This window comes from Burkholderia sp. D-99 (assembly GCF_011605345.1).
Lineage (GTDB): Bacteria > Pseudomonadota > Gammaproteobacteria > Burkholderiales > Burkholderiaceae > Burkholderia.
Window position 1 is genome coordinate 58,680 of sequence record NZ_JAAOXM010000018.1, and the last position, 23,746, is coordinate 82,425.

General features: G+C 65.3%; 18 protein-coding genes and 1 pseudogene. 9 read left to right on the top strand and 10 right to left on the bottom strand.

The annotated features are described in order from the left end of the window. Positions 1-129: 129 nt before the first annotated feature. Positions 130-1,413 carry an MFS transporter gene (locus HAV18_RS36730; RefSeq protein ID WP_166965576.1) on the bottom strand — a complete coding sequence of 428 codons (1,284 nt, stop codon included), beginning with the start codon at positions 1,411-1,413 and terminating at the stop codon, positions 130-132. Between the two features lie 220 nt (positions 1,414-1,633). Here HAV18_RS36730 and HAV18_RS36735 point away from each other — a divergent pair, with 220 nt between their 5' ends. Both HAV18_RS36735 and HAV18_RS36740 read left to right on the top strand, forming a co-directional pair. Then, positions 1,634-2,254, top strand: a complete 621-nt coding sequence (locus HAV18_RS36735) for a TetR/AcrR family transcriptional regulator (RefSeq protein WP_166965703.1) — start codon at positions 1,634-1,636, stop codon at positions 2,252-2,254. Positions 2,255-2,330: 76 nt separating this feature from the next. Continuing rightward, positions 2,331-2,903 (top strand): DUF1415 domain-containing protein, encoded by a 573-nt coding sequence (locus HAV18_RS36740; protein ID WP_166965578.1) that lies wholly within the window; start codon positions 2,331-2,333, stop codon positions 2,901-2,903. Between the two features lie 45 nt (positions 2,904-2,948). On the opposite strand, the gene HAV18_RS36745 is transcribed toward HAV18_RS36740, so the two are convergent. The 3 genes from HAV18_RS36745 to HAV18_RS36755 all read right to left on the bottom strand — a co-directional run bounded on the left by HAV18_RS36745 (position 2,949) and on the right by HAV18_RS36755 (position 5,694). Beyond that, complete coding sequence (locus HAV18_RS36745; protein ID WP_166965580.1) at positions 2,949-3,839, bottom strand: SAM-dependent methyltransferase; 891 nt, start codon at positions 3,837-3,839, stop codon at positions 2,949-2,951. A gap of 88 nt (positions 3,840-3,927) precedes the next feature. Then, positions 3,928-5,061 (bottom strand): class I SAM-dependent methyltransferase, encoded by a 1,134-nt coding sequence (locus tag HAV18_RS36750; protein ID WP_166965582.1) that lies wholly within the window; start codon positions 5,059-5,061, stop codon positions 3,928-3,930. Between the two features lie 138 nt (positions 5,062-5,199). Continuing rightward, positions 5,200-5,694: an LEA type 2 family protein gene (locus HAV18_RS36755; protein WP_166965584.1), complete on the bottom strand. Its 495-nt coding sequence runs from the start codon at positions 5,692-5,694 to the stop codon at positions 5,200-5,202. Positions 5,695-6,335: 641 nt separating this feature from the next. On the opposite strand from HAV18_RS36755, the gene HAV18_RS36760 reads away from it, so the two are divergent. Next, the gene (locus HAV18_RS36760; protein WP_166965586.1) at positions 6,336-8,504 is read left to right on the top strand and encodes a M1 family metallopeptidase; all 2,169 of its coding nucleotides are present in this window, start codon (positions 6,336-6,338) and stop codon (positions 8,502-8,504) included. A 198-nt stretch (positions 8,505-8,702) separates the two neighbouring features. Here HAV18_RS36760 and HAV18_RS36765 read toward each other — a convergent pair whose 3' ends face one another. Further along, on the bottom strand, positions 8,703-9,623 hold the full coding sequence (locus HAV18_RS36765) for a LysR family transcriptional regulator (protein WP_166965588.1): 921 nt from the start codon (positions 9,621-9,623) through the stop codon (positions 8,703-8,705). 161 nt (positions 9,624-9,784) lie between these two features. Here HAV18_RS36765 and HAV18_RS36770 point away from each other — a divergent pair, with 161 nt between their 5' ends. Together HAV18_RS36770 and HAV18_RS36775 are read left to right on the top strand one after the other, a co-directional pair. After that, complete coding sequence (locus HAV18_RS36770; protein ID WP_166965590.1) at positions 9,785-10,762, top strand: zinc-binding alcohol dehydrogenase family protein; 978 nt, start codon at positions 9,785-9,787, stop codon at positions 10,760-10,762. Positions 10,763-10,786: 24 nt separating this feature from the next. Beyond that, positions 10,787-10,936, top strand: a pseudogene (locus HAV18_RS36775) (DUF1427 family protein); the annotation flags it as partial. Positions 10,937-11,038: 102 nt separating this feature from the next. Here HAV18_RS36775 and HAV18_RS36780 read toward each other — a convergent pair. Further along, entirely contained in the window at positions 11,039-12,064 is a 1,026-nt protein-coding gene (locus HAV18_RS36780) for a transporter (protein ID WP_166965592.1), read from the bottom strand. Between the two features lie 206 nt (positions 12,065-12,270). Then, positions 12,271-13,206: a phage tail protein gene (locus HAV18_RS36785; RefSeq protein WP_166965594.1), complete on the bottom strand. Its 936-nt coding sequence runs from the start codon at positions 13,204-13,206 to the stop codon at positions 12,271-12,273. 121 nt (positions 13,207-13,327) lie between these two features. Between HAV18_RS36785 and HAV18_RS36790 the strand changes: the two genes are divergently transcribed. The 4 genes from HAV18_RS36790 to HAV18_RS36805 all read left to right on the top strand — a co-directional run bounded on the left by HAV18_RS36790 (position 13,328) and on the right by HAV18_RS36805 (position 20,384). Next, a complete protein-coding gene (locus tag HAV18_RS36790; protein WP_166965596.1) occupies positions 13,328-14,173 on the top strand; it encodes a M15 family metallopeptidase in 846 nt (281 codons plus the stop codon). A gap of 310 nt (positions 14,174-14,483) precedes the next feature. Beyond that, on the top strand, positions 14,484-18,431 hold the full coding sequence (tssM, locus tag HAV18_RS36795; RefSeq protein ID WP_166965598.1) for a type VI secretion system membrane subunit TssM: 3,948 nt from the start codon (positions 14,484-14,486) through the stop codon (positions 18,429-18,431). Next, on the top strand, positions 18,428-19,417 hold the full coding sequence (tagF, locus tag HAV18_RS36800; RefSeq protein ID WP_166965600.1) for a type VI secretion system-associated protein TagF: 990 nt from the start codon (positions 18,428-18,430) through the stop codon (positions 19,415-19,417). The genes tssM and tagF overlap by 4 nt, the downstream gene beginning before the upstream one ends. Positions 19,418-19,430: 13 nt before the next feature. After that, entirely contained in the window at positions 19,431-20,384 is a 954-nt protein-coding gene (locus tag HAV18_RS36805) for an OmpA family protein (RefSeq protein WP_407062453.1), read from the top strand. Between the two features lie 138 nt (positions 20,385-20,522). On the opposite strand, the gene HAV18_RS36810 is transcribed toward HAV18_RS36805, so the two are convergent. The 3 genes from HAV18_RS36810 to HAV18_RS36820 form a co-directional block, all read right to left on the bottom strand. Continuing rightward, positions 20,523-21,302: a hypothetical protein gene (locus HAV18_RS36810; RefSeq protein ID WP_166965604.1), complete on the bottom strand. Its 780-nt coding sequence runs from the start codon at positions 21,300-21,302 to the stop codon at positions 20,523-20,525. Between the two features lie 140 nt (positions 21,303-21,442). After that, entirely contained in the window at positions 21,443-22,216 is a 774-nt protein-coding gene (locus HAV18_RS36815; protein WP_166965606.1) for a hypothetical protein, read from the bottom strand. A gap of 39 nt (positions 22,217-22,255) precedes the next feature. Beyond that, positions 22,256-23,746 (bottom strand): hypothetical protein, encoded by a 1,491-nt coding sequence (locus HAV18_RS36820; RefSeq protein ID WP_166965608.1) that lies wholly within the window; start codon positions 23,744-23,746, stop codon positions 22,256-22,258.

Here is a 23,746-nt window from a genome sequence, read left to right on the forward strand (position 1 = left end):
GGCGCGAACGCGTGGCGAACCGCAAGCATACTCGCTTGAGCCGATGCGCGCCCGATCCTCCCGCGCTATGCAAATCTCCGTGGGTGCATTGGCTGGCCGCCGGCCGCGCGGCCGAACGGACTGCCGCGCTCAGGCCGCCTGCGCAGCCGCGCGCGACGGGCCGCGGTTGATCCGCAGCACGATCAGCGCGCCGACGATGCACAGCCCGCCCGAGATCATCGACGCGATCGTGTAGGTGCCGAGGCTCGCACGCAGCAGCCCCGCGCCGAGCGCCGCGAACGCCGCGCCAAGCTGGTGGCCGGCGACGATCCAGCCGAATACGACCGGCGCCGCGGCCTTGCCGAACACGTCGGTCGCGAGGCGCACGGTCGGCGGCACGGTCGCGATCCAGTCGAGCCCGTAGAACATCGCGAACAGCGGCAGCCCGAAGAAATCGATCCCGAACGCGTGCGGCAGGTAGATCAGCGACAGCCCGCGTAGCCCGTAGTACCAGAACAGCAGCACGCGATTGTCGTAGCGGTCGGACAGCCAGCCCGACAGCGTCGTGCCGAACAGGTCGAACACGCCCATCGCCGCGAGCAGCGATGCGCCCTGCACTTCCGTCATCCCGTAGTCACTGCACATCGCGATCAGGTGCGTGCCGACGTAACCGTTGGTGCTCGCGCCGCAAATGAAGAAGCTGAAGAACAGCAGCCAGAAATCGCGCGAACGGCTGGCCGTCAGCAGCGTGCGGAACGCGACCGCGAGCGGGTTCTCCTTCGTCGTGTCGGGCGCGGGCGGCGCATCCGCCGGCTCGCCGTACGGGCGCAGCTTCACGTCGGCCGGCCGTTCGGGCAACAGGAACGCGACCAGCGGAATCACGATCGCGGCCGCTATCGCGACGACCAGCACGACCGGCCGCCAGCCATGGTGCTGCGCGATCGCCGCAAGCATCGGCAGGAACACGAGCTGACCCGTGGCGGTGCTCGCGGTCAGGATACCCATGATCAGGCCGCGCCGCGCATGGAACCAGCGCGTGACGAAGGTCGCGGACAGCGTCAGCGCGACGACGCCCGACGAGCAGCCGACCATCAGGCCCCAGATCAGCACCATCTGCCAGCTATGCGTCATCATCGACGACAGCGCGACGCCCGCGCTCATCGTCACGAGCGCGGTGAGAATGGTCGGGCGCAGCCCGAAGCGCTGCATCGCGGCGGCCGCGAACGGGCCCGTCAGGCCGTACAACGCGATGTTCACCGAGATCGCCAGCGAAATCGTCGCGCGGCTCCAGCCGAGTTCGCGCTCGAGCGGCACCATCAGCACGCTCGGCGTCGCACGCGTGCCGGCTGCCGCCAGCAGGATCAGGAATACCACCGCCGCCGCGAGCCATCCGTAATGGAAGCGCCCGCCGATTCGTGTCACCGCCCAGTTCATCTTCGCGTTCTCCAGTTGGCGGCTCCGGCACCTCCGCGCCCGCTCCGCCCCACCCAGCCAGGCCACCTCCGCCGCACGCTGCATCGGCTGACCCGGGCCGACGCTTGGCATTTGTCTGTTGATCCGATCGGCATTGTTACCGACCGGTCACAAGTGTGTTGCGATCGTAGTGACCAATCGGTAACATGTCAAGCAATCCAATATGCAGTCGAGGGTCATCATGTCGGGCATCGAGATCGCCAAACCGCCTGCGCGGCGCACGCGTCGGCCGATCGACGGCGCCACCGCGCAGGAGCACCTGCTGCGCGCGGCCGAGGAGCTGTTTTACAAGGAAGGCGTTCGTACGGTGGGCGTCGAGGCGGTCGTGGAGCGTGCGGGCGTCAACAAGATGAGCCTGTATCGGCAGTTCTCGTCGAAGGACGAGCTGATCCTCGCGTATCTGGAGCGGATGGATGCGTGTTTCTTCGAGCGTCTCGATACGAGCGCCGCGAAGCATCCGGGCCAGCCGAAGGCCCAACTGATCCAGTATTTCGTCGATCTCGCCGAGCGCGCGACGCAGAAGGATTACCGCGGCTGCCCGTTCGTCAACGTCGCGGCGGAGTTTCCGGATGCGTCGCACCCGGCGCGCGAGCGCGTCGCGCAGAACAAGGAACAGCTGATGAAGCGGCTCGTCGCGCTATGCGAAGGTGCCGGCGCACGGCAACCGAAGGCGCTCGCCGATGCGCTCGCGCTGGTGGTCGAAGGTATCTACGCGGCCAGCCAGACCTATCGGCACGGCGAAACGCCGATCGGCACCGCGCCCGCGCTCGTCACGCAATTGATCGAAGCCGCGTGCGCGTGACGGGCCGCGCGCGTCCGCGCCCTGCGGGCCCGCTACAATGCGGCCCTCGCCGCCCTTCCGCCCGACTGGTATCACGATGACCGACACCCGCCCCGAATCGCACGACGACATCCTCGCCGCCACGCGGCACTGGCTCGCGCGCGCGGTGATCGGGCTCAATCTGTGCCCGTTCGCAAAAAGCGTGTACGTGAAGGAACAGGTGCGCTATGCGATCAGCGAAGCGACGACGCTCGAAGACGCGCTCGCCGAACTCGAAGCGGAGCTGCGCGCGCTCGACGCGGCCGATCCGCAGCAGGTCGACACGACGCTCCTGATCTTCCCGCATGCGTTCGCCGATTTCATCGACTACAACGATGCGCTGTTCTTTGCCGACCGCCTGGTGCGGCAACTGCGGCTCGACGGTGTGCTGCAGATCGCGAGCTTCCATCCGCACTACCGGTTCGAAGGCAGCGAGCCCGACGACATCGAGAACTACACGAACCGCGCGCCGTATCCGATCCTGCACCTGCTGCGCGAGGACAGCATCGCGCGCGCGGTCGACGCGTTCCCGGACGCGTCCGCGATCTACGAAAGGAATCAGGAAACGCTGCGCCGCCTCGGCCACGACGGCTGGCGCGAATGGATGCGCCGGTCGGGCGACGACGTCTGACGCGGCGTACAACGTGCGGCGCGCGGCGCGCCGTCCGCCCGCGCATCAGCCTTCGGTCGGCTCCGCGACCTCGCCGCCCGCCGCCGCGGCTTCCGGCACGAAGAACCGCGCGTTCAGTTCGGCAAGCCCGAACATCCCCAGGATCTCGTTCAACCGCTCGCCGGGCCGCCGGCGCGGCAGGTTCTTGTATTGCGCGATGATCAGCTCGTTCTTCATCGAATGCTCCCAGCCGACCAGCTCGGTCACGCTGACCTGGTAGCCGTGCGCTTCGAGCTGCAGGCAGCGCAGCACGTTGGTGATCTGGCTGCCGAATTCGCGCGTATGCAGCGGATGCCGCCACACTTCCGTCAGCGCGCTCGCGAGCGACTTGCCCTTGTTCTTGCGCAGCACGCCCGCGACTTCCGCCTGGCAGCACGGCACGAGCACGATGTGCTGCGCGCGCTTCGCGAGCGCGAAGCGGATCGCGTCGTCGGTCGCCGTGTCGCACGCGTGCAGCGCGGTGACGACGTCGACCGTTTCAGGCAATTTCGGCGACGTGATCGAATCGGCGACCGACAGGTTCAGGAACGACATGCCGCCGAACCCGAGCCGCGCGGCGAGCTCGGCCGAACGCGTGACCAGCTCCTCGCGGGTCTCGATCCCGTACACGTGCGACGCAAATGCCGGCGTGCCGTGCCCAGGCTGCTGCTTGAAGAACAGGTCGTACAGGATGAAGCCGAGGTACGACTTGCCGGCGCCGTGATCGACGAGCGTCACGTTGCTTTTGTCGGCCTGCACGCCGGCGAGCAGCGGCTCGATGAACTGGAACAGGTGATAGACCTGCTTCAGCTTGCGGCGGCTGTCCTGGTTCAACTTCCCGTCGCGGGTGAGGATGTGCAGTTCCTTCAGCAGCTCGACGGACTGCTCCGGGCGGATTTCGTGGGTCTTGTTCGACATCGTGATGCGGCGCCGGCCACGGTCGGTCGACCACGGCCCGGCGGCGGGAATTCGTGAGGAATGGCGACAGTTTACCGAAAATGCGCGATCAGGCTCGTGCGCCGAGCCGCCAGAGCGACGTGACCTCGGCACTGCGTGCCGCGTGCAGCGGATCGTCCGCGTCCGTCGACTTCGGGTGCGCGGGGCGGATGTCGTCGCGGCCGAGCACGACGAGGCCCGCCTCGTCGATCCATTGCAGCAGCGTGTCGCGCGGCCGCAGGCCAAGATGCTCGGCGAAATCGGACAGGATCAGCCAGCCTTCGCCGCCCGGCTCGAGGTGCGCGGCGAGCCCCGCGAGGAAGCCGCGCAGCATGCGGCTGTCGGGATCGTAGACCGCGTATTCGATCGGTGCGCTCGGCCGGGCCGGCACCCACGGCGGGTTGCAGACGACGAGCGGCGCACGGCCGGCCGGAAACAGGTCGGCTTCGACGACGTCGACCTGGCTCGCATGACCGAGCCGCGCGATGTTTTCGCGCGCACAGGCCAGTGCACGCGGATCCTGGTCGGTCGCGACGACGCGCGCGACGCCGCGCGACGCAAGCACGGCCGCCAGCACGCCGGTGCCGGTGCCGATGTCGAATGCGAGCGACGTCGCCGGCAGCGGCGCGCGCGCGACGAGTTCGACGTATTCGCCGCGCACCGGCGAGAACACGCCGTAGTGCGGGTGAATCGGCGCGCCGCCGAGTGCCGGGATCGGCACGCCCTTCTTGCGCCACTCATGCGCGCCGACGAGGCCGAGCAGTTCACGTAGCGACACGACCGACGGCGCACCGCCGGGGCCGTACGCCTCCTCGCATGCGGCTCGCACGTCGGGCGCGCGGCGCAGCGGGATCGTGTAGTCGGCATCGAGCGGGATCAGCAGCATCCCGAGCGTACGGGCGCGCTGCGACTGTGCGAGACGATGCAGGTTGAACGCGTCGACGCCGGCCGCGGCTTTCGCCTTCTTCGGCTTGCGCTCGACACGGCGCGCCATCGCCTGCACGAGCTGGCGCGCATTCTGGAAGTCGCCCTGCCAGACGAGCGCGGTGCCCTCGCAGGCGAGGCGGTAGGCCGCGTCGGCGGTGAGACGGTCGTCGGCGGGCACCGCGCGCTTCGGCGGTTGCACGCCGGCTTCGGAGCGCCAGCACACGGCATGGTCGGCGCCATCGGCGTCGGTCCAGTGGAAAACAGGGAAATCGGTCACGCGAACTCGGTTACGGTTGGCTTCAACGGGCGGCGCGACTGTAATGCGGGCGCCGCGCGGCTCACACCATACCGCGCTTTGCCCGCGCGGCAAAGCGCGGGGGGCGGCCCGCGCCGCGCATTGCCATGGGCGCCGGGTTCAACCGCCCCACCCCGGCATCGCGGGCAGGCGCAGCGCGCCGGCGTCGTTGAAGTGCACGGTGCCGAGCACGCCGCCCGCGAGCCGGCCGCGCAGCGCATACGGCAGCTCGCCGTTCGCGGCCGCGCCGGGCAGGTTCCACGCCTGCCGCGCGGCGGCGAAGGCCGACACGGAAACCGGCACGTCGAGCACGGCCTCGCCGAAGCGCGGCACGGTGCCCGAGCGATCGCTGACGCCGCTCGCGAACGGCGTGCCGTTCAGATCGAGCGACACCGAGATGCCGTCGTATTCGATCGGCGCGTCGTTCGGGTTCTGCACGCGCAGCTTCAGGTTGAAACGCATCTCGAGACCCTGCCCGACCAGCGGATCGAGCCCGGCGACCGACACGCGCACGGAATCGCGCGTCAGCCCCGCGCAACCGCCGAGCAGGAATACGGCGGCGAACAGCAGCAGCAAGGTGCGCAGCGGCGCGATACGGAACAGGGCTCGTGGCATGGGAGGGCCTCCTCGCGGCAATCGGTGGGCAGAGCGTCGCTGCATTGTACCGAGCGCGCCCCGTACGCCGGGTTTCGTAGTTTTCGCAGCCACGCCAGATCGTTAATAGATTAAAACTACGAAAATAGCAGTCAAACGGAAAGCGCATTAATGCTTTCCAGCATTCAATGAAGCACCGTGAATTCAATAGATGCAATTTCTAAATTTTTCGTTTCCTTTACCCAAAACCATCAAGTATATTTACGCATCCTTCGAGCAAGCCGACAAACCTTGAAGCCGCATGACGGTGATTTTACGGAATGGCGACACGCCTTCCTGCCATCCTGCGGCCCGGCCCGGCCAGCCCCGTAGGTCGTCGGTTCAAGGGGATTGCGCGCCCGCGCAGGGCGTGCGGCTCCGTGTCGTGCGCGCGAAATCAATTCAGTACAACACGCACCCGGCCATTTTGAACCGGCAAGTTAACCGACATCCGGAAATCCAGAGGGGGCAGTAAACCATGATTACCTTCACGTAGTCGGCCACCGTCTTTTCGAATAATCCGTCATTGGCATTTTCATCGCTGTTGATTAACGGCGAGGGGATTGTTTTTGCCGGCGTTTTCGCAGCACTGAACGATTCTTTCAACAATCGAGGTTTCAGTCATGTCGATCGATATTCGCAAGATGCGTTATCTGCCGCTCGTCGCCGCGCTCGCACTCGCCGGGTGCGGCGGTGACGACGGCGGTGCAGGCTCCGCTTCCGCGCTCAGCTCCGCCGGCGCGCCGCACTCGGGCTCGTCGCCCACCGTCGCCGCGCCGCCGAGCGCATCCAACGTCGACAAGAGCGTATCGCCTGTCGAGTTGCCGGACACCGTGGTACCCGTGAACTACCGGCTGTGGTTCCGCCCGAACGAAGCGCTGAACGCGTTCGACGGCCGCGCCGATGTCGAGATCAAGGTGCTGAAGCCGGTCAACAACATCGTGATCGCCGGCCACCGGATCAAGTTCACGAACGGCCGCATCACGCTGCAGCCGGGCAACATCCAGCTGATCGCGACGCCGCAGGACAAGGGCGACTACTACCAGCTGCGCCCCGTGAGCGGCTCGATCTCGCCGGGCAACTATTCGCTGCACATGGAATGGTCGGGCATCATCAACTTCAAGTCGTATGACGATCCGGTCGCGAAGACCGGCGGCAGCTGCGGCGACGATCCGTATCCGGGCTGCTCGGCCGCGGAAGGCATCTTCCGCGTCGACCTGAAGGGCACCGATGGCAAGACGAGCGGCGCGATCCTCACGCAAGGCGAAACCAACCTGTCGCGCCAGTGGTTCCCCGGCTGGGACGAGCCGGCGTTCCGCCCGACCTATGAAGTGACGGCCGAAGTGCCGCAGAGCTGGCGTGTCGTGTCGAACGCGGCCGAGAAGCCGTCGACCAACGTCGGCGGCGGCTACAAGCTCGTGCAGTTCGACAAGACTCCGCCGATGCCGTCGTACCTGCTGTTCTTCGGCGGCGGCCTGTTCGACACCTACGAGGACGACTTCACGAGCCCGCTGCCGGGCGGCAAGGGCGGCCTGCACCTGCGCGTGTTCACGCCGCCGGGCATGAGCGACTGGGCGAAGCCGGCGATGGACCGCACCAAGCAGGCGCTCGACTTCTACTACCGCTACACCGGCATTGCCCTGCCGCTCACGAAGTTCGACACGGTGGCCGCGAACGACGCGTTCAAGGCGCAGAAGGACCTGAACTTCGGCGGGATGGAGAACTGGGGGTCGATCCTCGAGTTCGCCGACGACATCCTGCCGCAGCCGGGCCAGCCGATGTCGCACTACGGCAACGAAGTGCTGACGCACGAAGTCGCGCACCAGTGGTTCGGCGATCTCGTCACGACCGACTGGTGGGACAACGTGTGGCTCAACGAGTCGTTCGCGACGTTCTTCGAGACGAAGACGACGATCCAGTTCTTCCCCAACGAGTTCAGCTGGCTCGACCAGGTGAAGAACAAGTACCGCGTGATCAATCGTGACATTGGCCCGAACGCCTTCCCGGTCGCGCCGAACTTCAACGGCTGGGCCTCGAACGACTTCGTGCTGAGCGCCAGCGCGTTCACGTACGACAAGGGCGGCCACGTGCTGAAGACGCTCGAGAACTATCTCGGCGAACAGACGCTGCGCAAGGGTCTGCAGCAATACCTGGTCGACTACTCGTTCGGCAACGGCACGCCGAAGCGCCTGTGGGATGCATTGTCGAAGGAAAGCGGCCAGGCGATCGGCGCGATCGGCGACAGCTACGTCCGCCAGACCGGCGTGCCGCTGATCTCGCTCGACACGCAGTGCGACCTGACCAAGAACCAGACGGTCATCACGCTGAAACAGCAGCCGTTCCCGAACAAGAACGCGTATCCGGGCCTGCAGTGGACGGTGCCGATCACGCTCGCGTACGGCCAGGGTCTCGCGAAACGCACGACGCTCGCGCTGAAGGATACGCAGACGCAAACGCGGATCGACGGCTGCACGGGCGTGGTGGCCGACCCGAGCGGGCTCGACTACTACGTCGTGAACTACAGCGACGCGGCCTGGAGCGGGCTGCTCACGCAGGTCAACGGCTCGACCGATCCGGTGCTGCTGGCGAACCTGAAGAGCGAGGCCGCGCTGCTCGTCGCGAACAACCTCGCGCCGGCGTCGCGCTCGACGTCGATCGGCTCGGTTGCCTCGCCGGCTGCAATGAAGCTGCGCCAGACGCCGACCTTCGGCGGCATCGAGCCGGTGACGAAGGAACGCCCGGCACTGCAATACCAGGGCATCTTCAAGCCGCGCAAGGTAGTGACGCAGTAACGGTGCGCGCCCGGCCGGTGCCGCGCAGCCTGCGGCGGCCGGCCGGCGTACCGGCTTCTCCGACCTTTGACGGGCCTCGCGAGCGAGGCCCTTTTTTCATGCCCGGCGCTCGGCCGGCCCCGCCGCGCGGCGCCCGCCGCCGCCCGCCGCCCGCCGCCGCCCGCCCGCCCGCCGCCCGCCGCCCGCCCACCATCGTCATCACGCCCACGCGGCATCCCACGCCGGCTGCGCGAACCAGGTCGCGAGGAACGCGACGAGCCGCGACGCGCGTGCGGTGCCGCGCGCCTGCTGGCGCAATACGTGGATCGTCGCCGGCTCGGGCGCGGCCGCGAACTGCGGCAGCACTGCGCGCAAGCGTCCGTCGCGCAGCGCGCCCCCCGCGAGCCAGGTCGGCAGGTGCGCGAGCCCGAGCCCGTCGATCGCGGCTTCGAGCAACGCTTCCGAATGATTGCTGCGAAACCGCGGCTGCGCCGGCACGTGGCGGCGCTCACCGAAGCGCCACGCGCCCGGCGGCGGCGCACCGTGCCAGGCGAGGCAGTCGTGTCCGGCGAGCGCGTCGGGCGACTCGGGCTCGCCGCGCCGCGCGAGATACGCCGCGCTCGCGCACAGCACGCGCCGCTGCGGCGCCAGCACGGTCGCGACGAAGCGTGTGTCCTCGAGCGGGCCGATGCGCACCGCGAGATCGACGTCGGCGCCGAGCCGCGTGCCCTGCAGATCGACCATGCTGTCGGTCAGCACCAGATCGACCTGCAGCGCCGGATGACGCTGCATGAACGCGGCCAGTGCGGCCATCAGGTGCCGCCGGCCGAACGGCGCCGGACAGTCGACGCGCAGCAGCCCGCTCGGCTCGTCGTGCTGGCTGTGCAGGTCTTCCTGCAGGCCGCGCAGCTCGGCCAGCATCCGTGTCGCGCGTCCATACAGCAACTGCCCGGCTTCGGTCGGCCGCAGCGCATGCGTGGTGCGATGCAGGAGGCGGATGCCGAGCTGCGTCTCGAGCCGGTCGATGCGCCGCGTGACCGACGAAGCGGCGACGCCCAGCCGGCGTGCGGCCGCCGAAAAGCTCTGCTGGTCGACCACGTCGACGAACAGCGCCAGGTGCGGGGAAAGGAAGTCGTCCATTTGGGGCCTTCGGGTTTGGCTATGCGTTTATCGCAAAACAATCATCCACCTTTGCGCATTTCCGCGTCAAACCGGGCCGACTAGACTGCGTTCATCCTTTTCACCCGCTGCACGCACCGCCCCACCGGGCCGTGGGGCAGCCAACCGCCACGGAGATCATCATGCGCAGCATCCGCTTCGACGCCCCCGCCGCCGACATCGAGTCACTCGACGCACAGGTCAGGGAAATCGACACGCCCGTACCGGCCGACGGCCAGATGCTGATCGAGGTGCGCGCGGCCGGCGTGAACCCGAGCGACGTGAAGGCCGCGCTCGGCCGTATGCCGCACGCGGTGTGGCCGCGTACGCCCGGGCGCGACTGGGCCGGCATCGTGCGCAGCGGCCCGGAAGGCTGGGTCGGCGCGCCGGTGTGGGGCTCGGGTGGTGATCTCGGCGTCGGGCGTAACGGCTCGCACGCGCAATGGCTCGTACTCGACGCGGCGCAGGTGCGCCGCAAGCCCGCCGTGCTGACGCTCGACGAAGCGGCCGGCGTCGGGGTGCCGTTCGTCACCGCATACGAGGGCTTGCGCCGCGCCGGCATGCCGACGGCCGGTGACGTCGTGCTCGTGTTCGGTGCGAACGGCAAGGTCGGGCAGGCCGCGATCCAGCTCGCGACCGCGCACGGCGCAACCGTGATCGGCGTCGAGCGCAGCGCCGGCGGCTATCGCGGTCACGCATCGGGCGACGTGCACATGATCGACGCGTCGCAAGAATCGGTGGCCGACGCGGTGCGCGCGGCGACCGGCGGCCACGGCGCGGACATCGTCTACAACACGGTCGGCAGCCCGTACTTCGAAGCGGCGAACGCGTCGATGGCGATCGGTGCGCGGCAGATCTTCATCTCGACGATCGAGCGCAGCGTACCGTTCGACATCTTCGCGTTCTATCGCGGCCAGCACACGTTCGTGGGCGTCGATTCACTGCAGCTCGGTGGTACCGCGGTCGCGCAGATCCTCGACACGCTCGCGCCCGGCTTCGGCAACGGCACGCTGCGCCCGTTCCCGATCGGCGACGACTACGTGTACCCGCTCGAGCGCGCCCACGACGCGTATCGCGCGGTGCTGGCCGGTGCGCGCGAGCGCGTCATCCTCAAACCCTGACGCCGGATCGAACGGGAGACCGCCATGACGGATTACGTGACTTCGCTCGCGGTGGGCCTCGGCGTCGGCGTGTTGTATGCGCTGCTGCACGTGCGCTCGCCGGCCCCGCCGCTCGTCGCGCTGGTCGGGCTGCTCGGGATGGTGATCGGTGAACGCGCGATCGCGCTGCTGCGCTGACGAGCCGATGCGGCGCAGGTGGTGCCAGGGCCGGTTCCCGCTAATCACGGGCTTGCGCTGGCCCCCACGAATGAATTTTCCCAAACAGGGGAACGTGCCCTAGCGGTCGCCCCGCCGGCGAAATGCCCACCAGGCGGCGAGCGCCGTGAAGCCCGCCACGAGCAGCACCATCATCCAGAAGCCGTGCTTGTTCTCCGAGAACGGTACGCCGCCGACGTTCATCCCGAAGAAGCCGGCGACGATGTTGATCGGCAACGCGATCACGGTCACGAGCGTCAGCGTGAACAGCGTCCGGTTGTTCTGCTCGTCAAGACGCGAACCGATCTCTTCCTGAAGCAGCTTGATCCGCTCGCTGAGCCCGGCCAGATCGGCGAGCACCAGCGAGAACTCTTCGGTCGACTCGCGCAGTTCCTGCACGTCTTCCACGTGCAGCCAGGCGGGCGGTTTCGCGAGCAGCCGGAAGATCGACCCGGGCTCGGGCGCGAGCATGCGCTGCAGGCGCGTCAGCGTGCGGCGCATCGCGCCGAGCTCGATGCGGCTCGACGTGAGCCGCTGCGACAGGAAGCGATCCTCGATGCGATCGACGTCGACGCTCGTGCGCCGCATGATCTGGATCAGCAGGTCGGCCTGGTCGCGCAGCAGGTGCACGAGCAGCTCCGCCGGCGACCTGAACTGCTCGCCGTCGCGCACGCACGCGCGCAGCGTGTCGACCGAGCGCAGCGGCTTGAGCCGCGCGGTGACCATAATGCGCCGCTCGACGTGGACGAACAGCGTCGCGATCTCCGACGGTGTCAGTTCGAGGTTGAACATCACGTCGTTGACGATCGCGCGCAACGCACCGTCTTCCTGTTCGATGCGCGTCGAGCGCGACCCTTCGTGGAGGAATTCGAAGAAGCTGTCGGGCAATCCGAGGTGCGTGCGCATCCAGCGCTCGCTCGCGCCGTGTGCGAGATTGAAGTGCAGCCAGACGAAATCGTCCGACGCGGCATCGTGCTCGCGGCACGTGCGCAGCCACGCGCCGGCCGCGTCCGCATCGAGCATCGTGCCGGATCCGCCCGGAACGAAGCGGAATCCACACACCATGCCGGACGTATCGGCGCCGTAAGTCTGTACGATCAGGTCCATCGTGTCGAAGGTCGTGCGGCGCGCGGCGCGCCACGCATAGCGGGTCGCGCGCCCGCGCCGGAAAAGGAAAGGAGACGTATGCCCGACGGGCGTGACGCGCCGGTGACAGCGTCACGCCGCATCATACCGGCCGTTTCCGCGCCCCAAAAACAACGCGCCGCCCAGTGGGCGGCGCAGGTGCGGCAGGCCGGCATGCGCAAGACGCGTTATTGCCGCGTCTCCGACTGCGCGGCACTCGGGCACGCGGGATCCTTGCCCCAGTGACCCTCGCAGACACGCCAGCGGCACAATTGATCCTCGAAGAAACCGCGCTCCGAACACTCCTTCACACGCGACGCCAGCGAGCCGGTCGTCGCGGCCGTCTTGGTCGGCACGGCCTGCGCCTTCTGCGCGGCGAGTTTCTTGTCGGCCGGCTTCGTGCGCGCGACGAGCGCTGCGAGCAGATCCGCATCCGGATCGTCCTTCCCGCCCGCCTTCGCGGTACGGGTCGACGTCGCATCGCGGCGCTTCTTCGCCTGCGCGAGCTCCGCCTCTTGTTCCTTGCGATGCTTGCGGGCCTCGGCCTTGGTGTCGGCCTTGCCATGCGCCGCGACCTTCGTGCTCTTCGCTGCGTCGGCCTTCGCGGTCTTGGTCGTCGCGGCGGCGGCCGTGGCTGCTGCGGCTGCACCCGATGCATCGTCGGCGCCATTGGCGAGCGCACGCGACAGGCGGCTGTTGTCCGCGGCGGACGCGGCCGATGCGGATGCAACGGTCTGGGAAGTCGAAGTGTCGTTGACGATCGTGGCCGGCTGGACGGCGGACGCGGCGGATGCACCATTCTGCGCGACGGCGGCATTGCTGGCCGGTGCGGCCTTGGCCGGCGCGGCTGCCGCGGGCTCGGCGGCGGCCGTTACAGCGGCGACCTGCTCGCCCGAGTGCTGCTGCATGCGCCATGCGCCCCAGCCACCGACGGCAACCACCAGGGCCACGACGGCGGCGATCGGCGCCTTCAGCGAGCGGCGCGGCGGTTCGGCCGGCGGCGTGACACGTCCTTCCAGATTCGCGAGAATGCGCGACTGCTGAGCTCTTCCGTCGCCTGCCGGTTGGGTGTCGGACAGCAGGCTGGGCGGAGATTTCGAATTTGAATTTTCCGGCGCACTCATTCAGCGTCTCATTGAATCCTGGTTTAATTCACCGCGATAATATAGCCCGGCCTCTCGAAGCAGCCTGATTCTAAGAGCAAGCATTGCAAAACACAATCAATTCCAATTTCCGGGGATTTCTTTGATTGCCGTCGCACTCGTCGCCTATTTCGCCCTTGCCGTAGCAGTTGCGGCACTGTTGCTTTTACCGGGTATCCGCGCGACCGTTTTCGAATCCGTCGCCCAGTTTCACGGCCGTCTTACGCGCCGTGCGAACGATCGCGCCGCGCGTACGCGGAGTCAGATTGTTAAATCGGCAAGCGTTACGCGCGGTGCTTTAAACGACGTGCAAAATTTACTGATTCGGCGGCGCTTGATGATTATGGTATCGGCAGGTATTCTTGCGACGCCGCCATTGGTCGCCATTGCGTTACGCGGCCGGCAATTGTTCCAGTACGACGACACGGCGCGCGTGCCCGACGAGAAGATCGCCGCGCTGCTGCAGGGCGAACAACTCGTGCCGCCCCCGCCGCTGCCGCCGGAAGTCTTCGCCACCAAGGAAGTCGAACAGGTACGCCCGGCGCTGAAGGATGCGAGCCGCGACTGGAACCTGCTGGATCCGGATTTCCGTACGCGTTTGCTGCTGGTCTACAAGATCATGCACGAACAATATGGTTATGAAATGGCGTTGCTGGAAGGTTATCGGAGCCCGGAACGGCAGAACCGGCTGGCGGCGATGGGCGGCAACGTGACCAACGCGGCGGCCTTCCAGAGTTATCACCAATTCGGGCTGGCGGCCGACAACGCATTCCTGCGCGACGGCAAGCTGGTCATTTCCGAGAAAGATCCGTGGGCGATGCGCGGCTACCAGTTGTATGGCCAGGTCGCCGAACAGGTCGGCCTGACCTGGGGGGGCCGCTGGAAAATGATGGATCTTGGGCACGTGGAATACCATAAACCCGGTTTTAAACTGGGACGCGGCAGCTAGCCAGGGCTGCCGGACAGGAAATAATGAGGGCGGCATGGGGCTTTTTAATATCCCGGCAGGAAACGATACGGGCGATACAGGCGGCGCAAAAAATCATGCATTCCGGTGCGCGATTTTTTCCGGCCGCCGCTTCCGTTTTAAATCTCACAGCGTCCTTTCATTAATGCGCGCGCCTTCTCCGATGCCGCGGGCGCATTGATGCCAGCCCCCTTCATCCCGTTTGACAGCATGGCGACACATCGCGGCGCCACCCTTGCCGCTCGGCGCGCCTGCGTCGCCTCACCGAATCGCACCGGAACCTGAACGTCCTATGCAACGCATCCTCAACGTGCTGACTCATCCGCGTACGCTCTCGATCGTCGGGATCGTCGCGCTAGCGGCCATCCTCTTCATCGTCGCCGACATGCTGCAGCTGCCGCTCCTGTGGGCGGCGATCGCGTTCGCGGCGATCCTCGCGCTGTGGCTCGTCGTCGCGCTGTGGCGCCGCTGGCGCGTGAAGCGCGCGAACCAGGCGCTCGGCCAGGTGCTGGAAGAGCAGGCGGAAACCGGCAAGATCGCCGCGCCCGCCGCCGCCGCGCTCGCCCCCGACTCGAAGACGGCCGACCTCGACGTGCTGCGCACGCGCCTGTCGGACGCGGTGAAGACGATCAAGACGTCGAAGATCGGCCAGGTGTCAGGCGGCTCCGCGCTGTACGAACTGCCGTGGTACATCGTCATCGGCAACCCGGCCGCGGGCAAGAGCAGCGCCGTGCTCAATTCCGGCCTGCAGTTCCCGTTCGCGGACAAGAACAGCGCCGTGATCCATGGCATCGGCGGTACGCGTAACTGCGACTGGTTCTTCACCACCGAAGGGATCCTGCTCGACACGGCCGGGCGCTATTCGGTGCACGAGGAAGACCGCAGCGAATGGCTCGGCTTCCTCGGCCTGCTCAAGCGCTATCGCCCGAAGGCGCCGATCAACGGCATCATCGTCACCGCGAGCATCGCCGAACTCACCGGCAACCGCCCCGAATTTGCGATCAACCTCGCGAAAAACCTCCGTCAGCGCGTTCAGGAGCTGACGGAGAAGCTCGAAGTGTTCGCACCGGTTTACGTGATGTTCACGAAGGCCGACCTGATCACCGGCTTCACCGAATTCTTCAGCAGCAACGACAAGCACGAGTACGACCGCGTGTGGGGCGCCACCCTGCCCTACGAGCCCGACGACAAGCGCGACGTGGTCGCGCAGTTCGACACGCACTTCGAGCAACTCTACGAAGGGCTGAAGGAGATCAGCGTCGCGCAGCTGTCGCTGTCGCGCGGCAACCAGCTGTCGCCGGGCCAGTTGAGCTTCCCGCTCGAATTCTCGACGATCAAGCCGTCGCTGCGCGCGTTCCTCGCGACGCTGTTCGAGAACAACCCGTTCCAGTACAAGCCGATCTTCCGCGGCTTCTACTTCACCAGCGCGCTGCAGGAAGGCGAAACCAACAGCACGGCCGCGCAGCGCATCGCGCATCGCTTCGGCCTCGACGGCAACGCGCTGCCGAAGCCGCACAGTGCGTTCTCGAAGAACGGCTTCTTCCTGCGCGACCTGTTCTCGAAGGTGATCTTCGCGGACCGCCAGACGGTGCGGCAGTTCGCGAGCCCGACCAAGACTCGGTTGCGCTACGCGACCTTCTTCGGCTTCGTCGCGGCGCTCGCGATCGCGCTGGGCGGCTGGACCTGGTCGACGATCGGCAACCAGCAGCTCGTCTCGAACGTACAGGCCGACCTCGACAACGTCACGCGCCTGCAGCAGGGCCGCAACGACCTGCAGTCGCGCCTGCAGGCGATGGACATCCTCGAAGACCGGATCGAGCAGCTCGAACAGTTCCGCCGCGACAAGCCGCTGTCGGTGTCGCTCGGCCTGTACCAGGGCGACCGTCTCGAGCAGCACCTGCTGACCGAGTACTACAACGGCGTGCGCCAGATCCTGCTGGCCCCCGTGTCGCAGAACCTCGCGTCGTTCATGAAGGACGTGAACGCGCACCCCGAACAGCTCGTTCCGATGACGCGCCCGCCCGAATCGGGCGCCGTGCAGGGTGGCGCGATGCCGGTCTCGACGAACGCGGCAGGCGCCGCGCCGCAGGCCGGTGCCGCACTGGCCGCGTCCGGCACCGCGCCGGCTGCAGCAGCGCAACAGCCCGCCGCACCGCAGGGTGGCCTCTACAGCGACGCGTCGCCGACCAACGTGCAGGACGCGTACAACGCGCTGAAGACGTACCTGATGCTGTCCGACAAGCGGCACGTCGAGCAGGCGCACCTGACCGACCAGCTCGCCCGTTTCTGGCGCGGCTGGCTCGAGACGAATCGCGGCAACATGCCGCGTGACGAGATGATCAAGAGCGCGGAGCGCATGATCTCGTTCTACCTGTCGCGCGTGAACGACGACGACTGGCCGATGATCGACGCGAACCTCGCGCTCGTCGACCAGACCCGCGAGAACCTGCGCCACGTCGTGCGCGGGATGCCGGCCCGCCAGCGCGTGTACGAGGAAATCAAGGCACGCGCGTCGACCCGCTTCGCGCCGATGACCATCGCGCGCATCGTCGGCGACGGCAACCAGGGGCTCGTAGCAGGCAGCTACGCGATTCCGGGCACGTTCACGCGCGAAGCGTGGTTCGACTACGTGCAGCCGGCGATCCGCGACGCGGCGACCAAGGAACTGCAGGCGAAGGACTGGGTGCTGAACACGTCGACGCAGGACGACCTGACGCTCGAGGGCAGCCCCGAGCAGATCCAGAAGACGCTCGTCGGCATGTACAAGACCGAGTACGCACAGCACTGGCAGAAGTTCATGCAGGGCATCGCGGTGCAGGGCTTCAGCAGCTTCGGCCAGGCCGTCGACGGGATGAACCGCCTCGGCGACCCGCAGGATTCGCCGATCCGCAAGATCCTCGAGACCGCGTACGACCAGACGTCGTGGGACAACCCGTCGCTCGCGAACGTGACGATCAAGAAGGCGCAGACCGGCGTCGTGAACTGGGTCAAGCAACTGTTCTCGCGCTCGCAGGCCGGCCAGGTGGCGGCCGCCAACATCGACATCAACGGCAATCCGGCCGAGGTGCCGATGGGTCCGATCGGCCAGGAGTTCATCGGGCTCGCGCGGATCGTCGCGACGCATGACGGCACGTCGATGCTCAAGGGCTACATGGATTCGCTGTCGAAGGTCCGCACGCGCTTCAACGTGATCAAGAACCAGGGCGACCCGGGTCCGGGCGCGCGCCAGCTGATGCAGCAGACGCTCGACGGCAACGGTTCGGAACTCGCCGATTCGCTGAAGCTCGTCGACGAGCAGATGCTGACGGGTCTCACCGATTCGCAACGCAAGTCGCTGCGTCCGCTGCTCGTGCGGCCGCTGATGCAGGCGTTCGCGGTCGTGATCCAGCCGGCCAGCGCCGAAGTCAACAAGGTGTGGAACGCGCAGGTCTACCAGCCGTTCCAGAACTCGCTCGCGACGAAGTACCCGTTCGCGGCGAGCGCGAAGGTCGAGGCCGGCGCCGGTGAAATCGCGCAGGTGTTCGGTCCGGACGGCTCGATCGCGAAGTTCGTCGGCACGACGCTCGGGCCGCTCGCGGTGCGCCGCGGCGACACCCTCGCCGCCCGCACGTGGGGCGACATGGGCATCGGCCTCACGCCGGACTTCACGAACGGCTTCGCGCGCTGGGTCGCGCCGCTCGCGGGCGGTGCGGCAGGCAGCGCAGCCGCGTCGTCCGAGCCGCAGACCGTGTTCCAGATCCTGCCGCAGCCGAGCACGGGCACGACGGAATACACGATCGCGATCGACGGCCAGCAGCTGCGCTACCGCAACACGCCGCCGCAGTGGACCAACTTCGTGTGGCCGAACCCGCAAGGTTCGCCGGGCGCGACGCTGTCCGCGACGACCTTCGACGGCCGCACGGTGCAGCTCGTCAACGAGCCGGGCCGCTACGGTCTCGAGAAGCTGATCAATTCGGCACAACGCAAGCGCCGTCCGGACGGCACCTTCGACCTGACGTGGGCACAGGGCAGCGTGAACGTGTCGGTGACGATGCGCATCATCAGCACGTCGCAACCGTCCGGCGGTGGCGGCAGCGACCAGCCGCAGCAGCAGAGCCTGCGCGGCCTGCAGCTGCCGTCGTCGGTCGCCGACGCGAGCGCGGGCGCCGCGCAGAACGCGACGCAGTCCGGCACGGGCACGCCGGGCGCAGCGCCGGCCGTCGCGGCCGCCAACGCAACGAATGCACAGGGGGCGCAATGACGCAAACCGTACAGGCGCAGATCGCCTACTTCGGCAAGATTCCGTCGCGCGGCGACTTCGTAAAGAGCCAGCACAATCCGCAGTTGCTGCAGACGCTCGACCGCTGGATCGCGCAAGCGCTCGAACTGCTCGCGGAAGATCCGCGCTGGAAGCTCGTCTACGAGGATGCGAAGCCGATGCATTTCGCGTTCCTCGGCTCGCGCAGCAAGCTCGCGATCGCGGGCCACATGGTCGCGAGCCACGACGTGTCGATGCGCCGCTTCCCGTTCCTCGGCGCAACGGCGCTCGAGGTCGACCGGCCGCTCGCGTTCCTCGCGCGCAGCCCGCTCGCGTTCGCGCGGCTGTGGTCACGCGTCGCCACGCAGATCCCGCCGCTGCTCGGCAAGGACGAGCCGCCCGGCGCGCTGCAGGCGCTCGGCGACACGCAGGTGCCGATCGACGTCGGCGGCCCCGGCACGTCGCATGACGGCACCTTCAACGATTTCGTCGAACACCAGTCGCTGTACGGCCTCCAGGAGATGCTGCTCGACAGCGGTCATCCCGTGCGGCTGCGCGGCGCGATGCTCGCGCTCGGCTCGCTGCTGCGGCCGGTGATGCAGAGCGGCTCGTCGCACATCGAGCGCGGCCTCACGCTGCCGCTGCCGGTCGATCCGTTCTACCGCAGCCTCGTCGCCGCGTTCTGGCTCGAACTGATCGCACCGTTCGTCGCGCAGGCCGACTTCGAGCTCGCGATCTTCATCGGCACGATCGCCGAGCGCGAACGGCTCATCATCGGCTTCAACGGCGCGTCGGCCAAGACGCTGCTGAGCGTCGTCGACCCGCAGACCTACGCCGCCCACAACATCGATATCGACGATCCCGAGTGGATCGACGCCCATGCGCAAAACGATCACCAGATCAGCAAGCTCGTCAGCTACCTCGACCAACCGCAACTCTCGCTGCGCGTCGCCATCGACGCGTTCCGCGAAGCGTTCATCGGAGGCTGACGGGATGCATCGCATGAATCACGCTTGGCGCGCGCGCTTTTCGGTCGCCCTCTCGCCGGCCGTCGCCGCCCTCCTCGCTGCCGGCCTCTTCGCCAGCGGCGCGGCGTTCGCGCAGAACACCGGCGCGACCGTCACGCCGGTCGGCAACGGCACGGTCGCGACGACCACGCTGCCCGCGAACACCGGCGCCGCGCCGGGGACAGCGTCCGGCGCCGTCGTGCACGGCACGGCCGGCACCGCGAATACCATCACACCGCCGCCCGCGACCGCGACTCCCGGCCAGGTGGTCGTCGGCGGCAAGGTGCCCGACGAGGCGACCAAGGCCGCCGTGCTGCAGAAGCTGCGCGATACCTACGGCGCGACGAACGTCGTCGACCAGATCGAGGTTGGTGACGTCGCAACGCCGCCGAACTGGAGCGCGAACGTGCAGAAGCTGCTCGGCGCGCAGCTCAAGCAGATCAGCAAGGGGCAGCTGAAGATCAACGGTACGCAGATCGAGATGAAGGGCGAGGTGCACAACGAAGCGCAGCGCCAGCAGCTCGCGAGCGACATGGCGAATACGCTGAACCCGACGTATACGATCAGGAACGGGCTGCGCGTGTCGGCGTCCGAACAGGGCGTGCTCGACCAGACGCTCGCGAACCGGACGATCGAGTTCGAGACGGGCAGCGCGACGCTCACGCCGCAGGGCAAGCTGATCCTCGACCAGATGGCGGCCGCGCTCTCGAAGATGCAGAACCGCACGGTCGACATCATCGGCCACACCGACAACTCGGGGAACCGGACGTCGAACATCGCGCTGAGCCAGGCGCGCGCGGATGCGGTGAAGGGCTACCTGATCACGAAGAGCATCCCGCCGCAGCAGATGACGACGACGGGCGTCGGGCCGGATCAGCCGATCGCGCCGAACGATACGGCGGATGGGCGGGCGAGGAATCGACGGATCGAGTTCCGGGTGGGGCAGTAAGCGGCGCGCGTTGCCGCTGCGCGGGGCGATGCTCGCATCGCTTCGGCGAATGCGGTTCGCGCGGGGCTGTCGGCAGGCAGGCCCTCTATGCGCTCGCTGGCGGTCGTCGAATCGTGGCCGGCTGCCAGTCTCGCTGTATCAATCATCCATCAGCGTGACCGGCTTCCCGCGAATGCGTTCCAGCCGACGGGGCGTGACGATCATCAACAGGATGCCCTTGACGGCAAGTCCTGCAAAAAACAGCGAGCACGGGGTCAGCAACACCGTCGAGAACAACAACAAATCCGCTGACGCCGGCAAAGGTGCCCGTATCCGCACCGCCAGGATCACGGCCGGCGTGGCGAACAGGACGAGCCCCTGACCGATCCGGGCGATCGGGCCGCGATGGTTCGAAGACGTGCTCAACTGCTGAGTTGCCGACAGGCTGTACTGAATCTCGCTGCCCGTATCTCTGAAGGCCTGCGCGATGAACCCGGGTTTCCCGAGAACGGCGGATACCTGGCGGGCCGTCATGACCATCCAGAGAAGGGCCCCCGTCACGGCCACAGCGATGCACATGGCGCGAAGCGTCGACGGCATCTGCACGGATGAAACATAGAGCATCCACGAGATACCCGCGATCCACACATAGACCGACCCGATTGCGAGAACCGCAGCCACGCCGTACAGCCACAGGCGCCCTCGCCCGTCGTCGACTCGCCATGCGGCGGCCTGGCCGATGCTGGTGGCCAGCGCCACGCCAGCGGCGATCTTCCAGAGCAGCGAATCGTCGAGAAACAGCCGCGATCCGATCACATACGCACATCCGATCAGGAATGCGCTAGCGAGCAGATTCACTTTGAAAATTGCGAGATATCGATCGTGGATGGTGCTGGGTTCCATTGTTTTGAGTGGTTTAAGTGGGTTGAATGCCGTCATTTACTGTCACGACGTGCAAGCGACACGGATCTGGCATTGGCCTCACCAACCGCACCATGCATCGAAGTGGTTGAACACATCGGTGGTGAGTTGTTACGCACCAGATCAACCCAATCGCCCCACTGCAATCAATCGTGCAATCACGCAACGAGAAGAACTTTTTTCCCAGTCTTTTTCTCAAGCTTCAGCGGTAAATACACTCTAAAAAAAATCGATCGCACACACGCGTTCCCAACAAGCCAAACGGACATCGGAAACCCAAGAACCGACAAGACAACACACGCCACATGAGGGCCGATGTTTTCCCCAAAAATATGATTCCCACTCATTCCGAATGCCGCAGCAAAAGGCATCAAATACCCAATCCCCGAAAGAAGCGACCCCTTTAACGGATTTCTCGACGTCAATTTATCGATATAGCCGATAAGCGAATTTCTGAAAATCAAATTCGAACCATCGTCATAATAAATTGTATTCACAACCGCATCCTTCCCGGCGGCCCGACGAAAGTCCGACAGAACCATGAAAGAGTGCCATCCGATTATCAAAAAACAAACAATAATCACCGACACCTTCAAATTACCCGACATCGGAATACTGGATATATAAAACAGCCACACAAACGCAATCATCGCCCATGGGGCCAATGCCAAAATAGAAACAACACCTTCAACCCAAAGCCTACGCGACCGCCGATTCATTACATAATGAAAATATATAACAATCGACACAAAAATCTGAGCCAATAATACTGATTTCCACAATGAGGCAGCCATCACACCCATTTTAGAAAGCACATAATACATGACAACCACGATCATGGAGACAGCCAATTCGAGCACGGCCAACTTTCCGTGCATATCTATCGGAGAACCATCACCCACGGAGTCATCGTCAACATTAGATTCCATCATTCTCGACTCTAAATTCCCAACGAAACCAAAAACAAATTCTCACGGAAGAAGCATCCATTGCGACCCAGAATAATAGCCATCGTAATCTTTCGGCAACTTCTCCTCGAGCACCTTTCCTGTCTTCCGCACCATAGCTTCAATTTCATCGACTATAGCCTTGGGATTGTGCAGCAACAATTTTACAAATTTCTTCCCACTTGCATCGAATAAATAGTCCACAACCCAACCAACACTAAAAACAAGAAAAAACCCGCCTATTGCCAGCGCACCAACCGTCACCCCTGTCATCGCCGCCAATGCCACGACAAGAGCATTAACAAGACTTATTGCCGCCCCGACCAGTGCCGCCTTGAATGCATCCACCAATAATATGGCAATCAAATCTCGAAAATCCTGATTTGGATCTGCAAACCAGACAAAAGTATCTATGCCAGCCCCAATAAAGAATGCGACTAGTGCATTTCCAGAAAAGGATCCCTTGGCTGCGTTCCACGCAGCCGCCCCTACAGATGACCATGACCCCGCCCCTCCGGCTATCATCGCAACCTTGGTGCCGGCCTGCACTTCACGCGCATAGCCGGACAGTAGGAGGCCTACGGCCTTCCAGTCTTCCGGTCCCGTGGAGAACATGAGCACCGTCTCACGACCACGCTTGGCAAGATGAAATGATCTATCCCAGAACTTTCGTGCCCACGCCTCTTTTCCCCAAAAAGCCTCTTTGCCATACATAAACTCATTACCCACCTGCATCAAGAGCCAATTTCTCGAAAGTATATCGCCCGGATTGGGAATAAACTTGAAAGGCTTATCACCTTCCTTAAAAAATTGAAGCACCCAATTTGGCTCTTCCAGCCCGGGATGCCGCTTTACACTGAACATGTGGACGGCGTGACTTATCTCTTTTCCATCTTTAGAAAAATTTAACGCTTCATTCGTATAAATATCGGGCGCCGCCACTGGCATTTTTCTGGATTGAAACGGACTAGCGCTCAACTGGCCGGACGAGCCGTTAGATTGCGCTTGACGCGCACGATCCAGAGCCGACATTAGAATTGGCGACGGAGGCATATCGTCTAGCACTCCGGCATCCGAAATCCGGACTAAATCCTTCGCCCATTCCTTGTCGTTGTGGAGTGTCACCAGAACGGGCGCCGGCTTGTCCTTCGGATCGTCCGAACAACCCTTCGTACAATCCATCTTGCTGATCGGGTAACGCCCCAGCACCTTTTGGCCCTGCTTGAGAATCAGGCTCCCCTCGAAATTGCGGCCGATCCAGATGTGACACGACTCCCCATCCTTGAACGTCGTCTCACCGGTATTCACCTTCCGCTTCGTGTCATAAAAGCGCCCGTTGGGTTGATCAGGATGCGTCGTCGTGACGGTATACGTCGCGCCGGCATGAAGCTTGATGTCGAACACCACGTCCCGATGCTTGCGCAACAGCACCGTCAGTTCCGTCTCGGCCCGGCAGCTAACTGCCTCCCCCGGCAAATCAATACAAACATTATGCTGAACAAGCGGCCTGCCCAT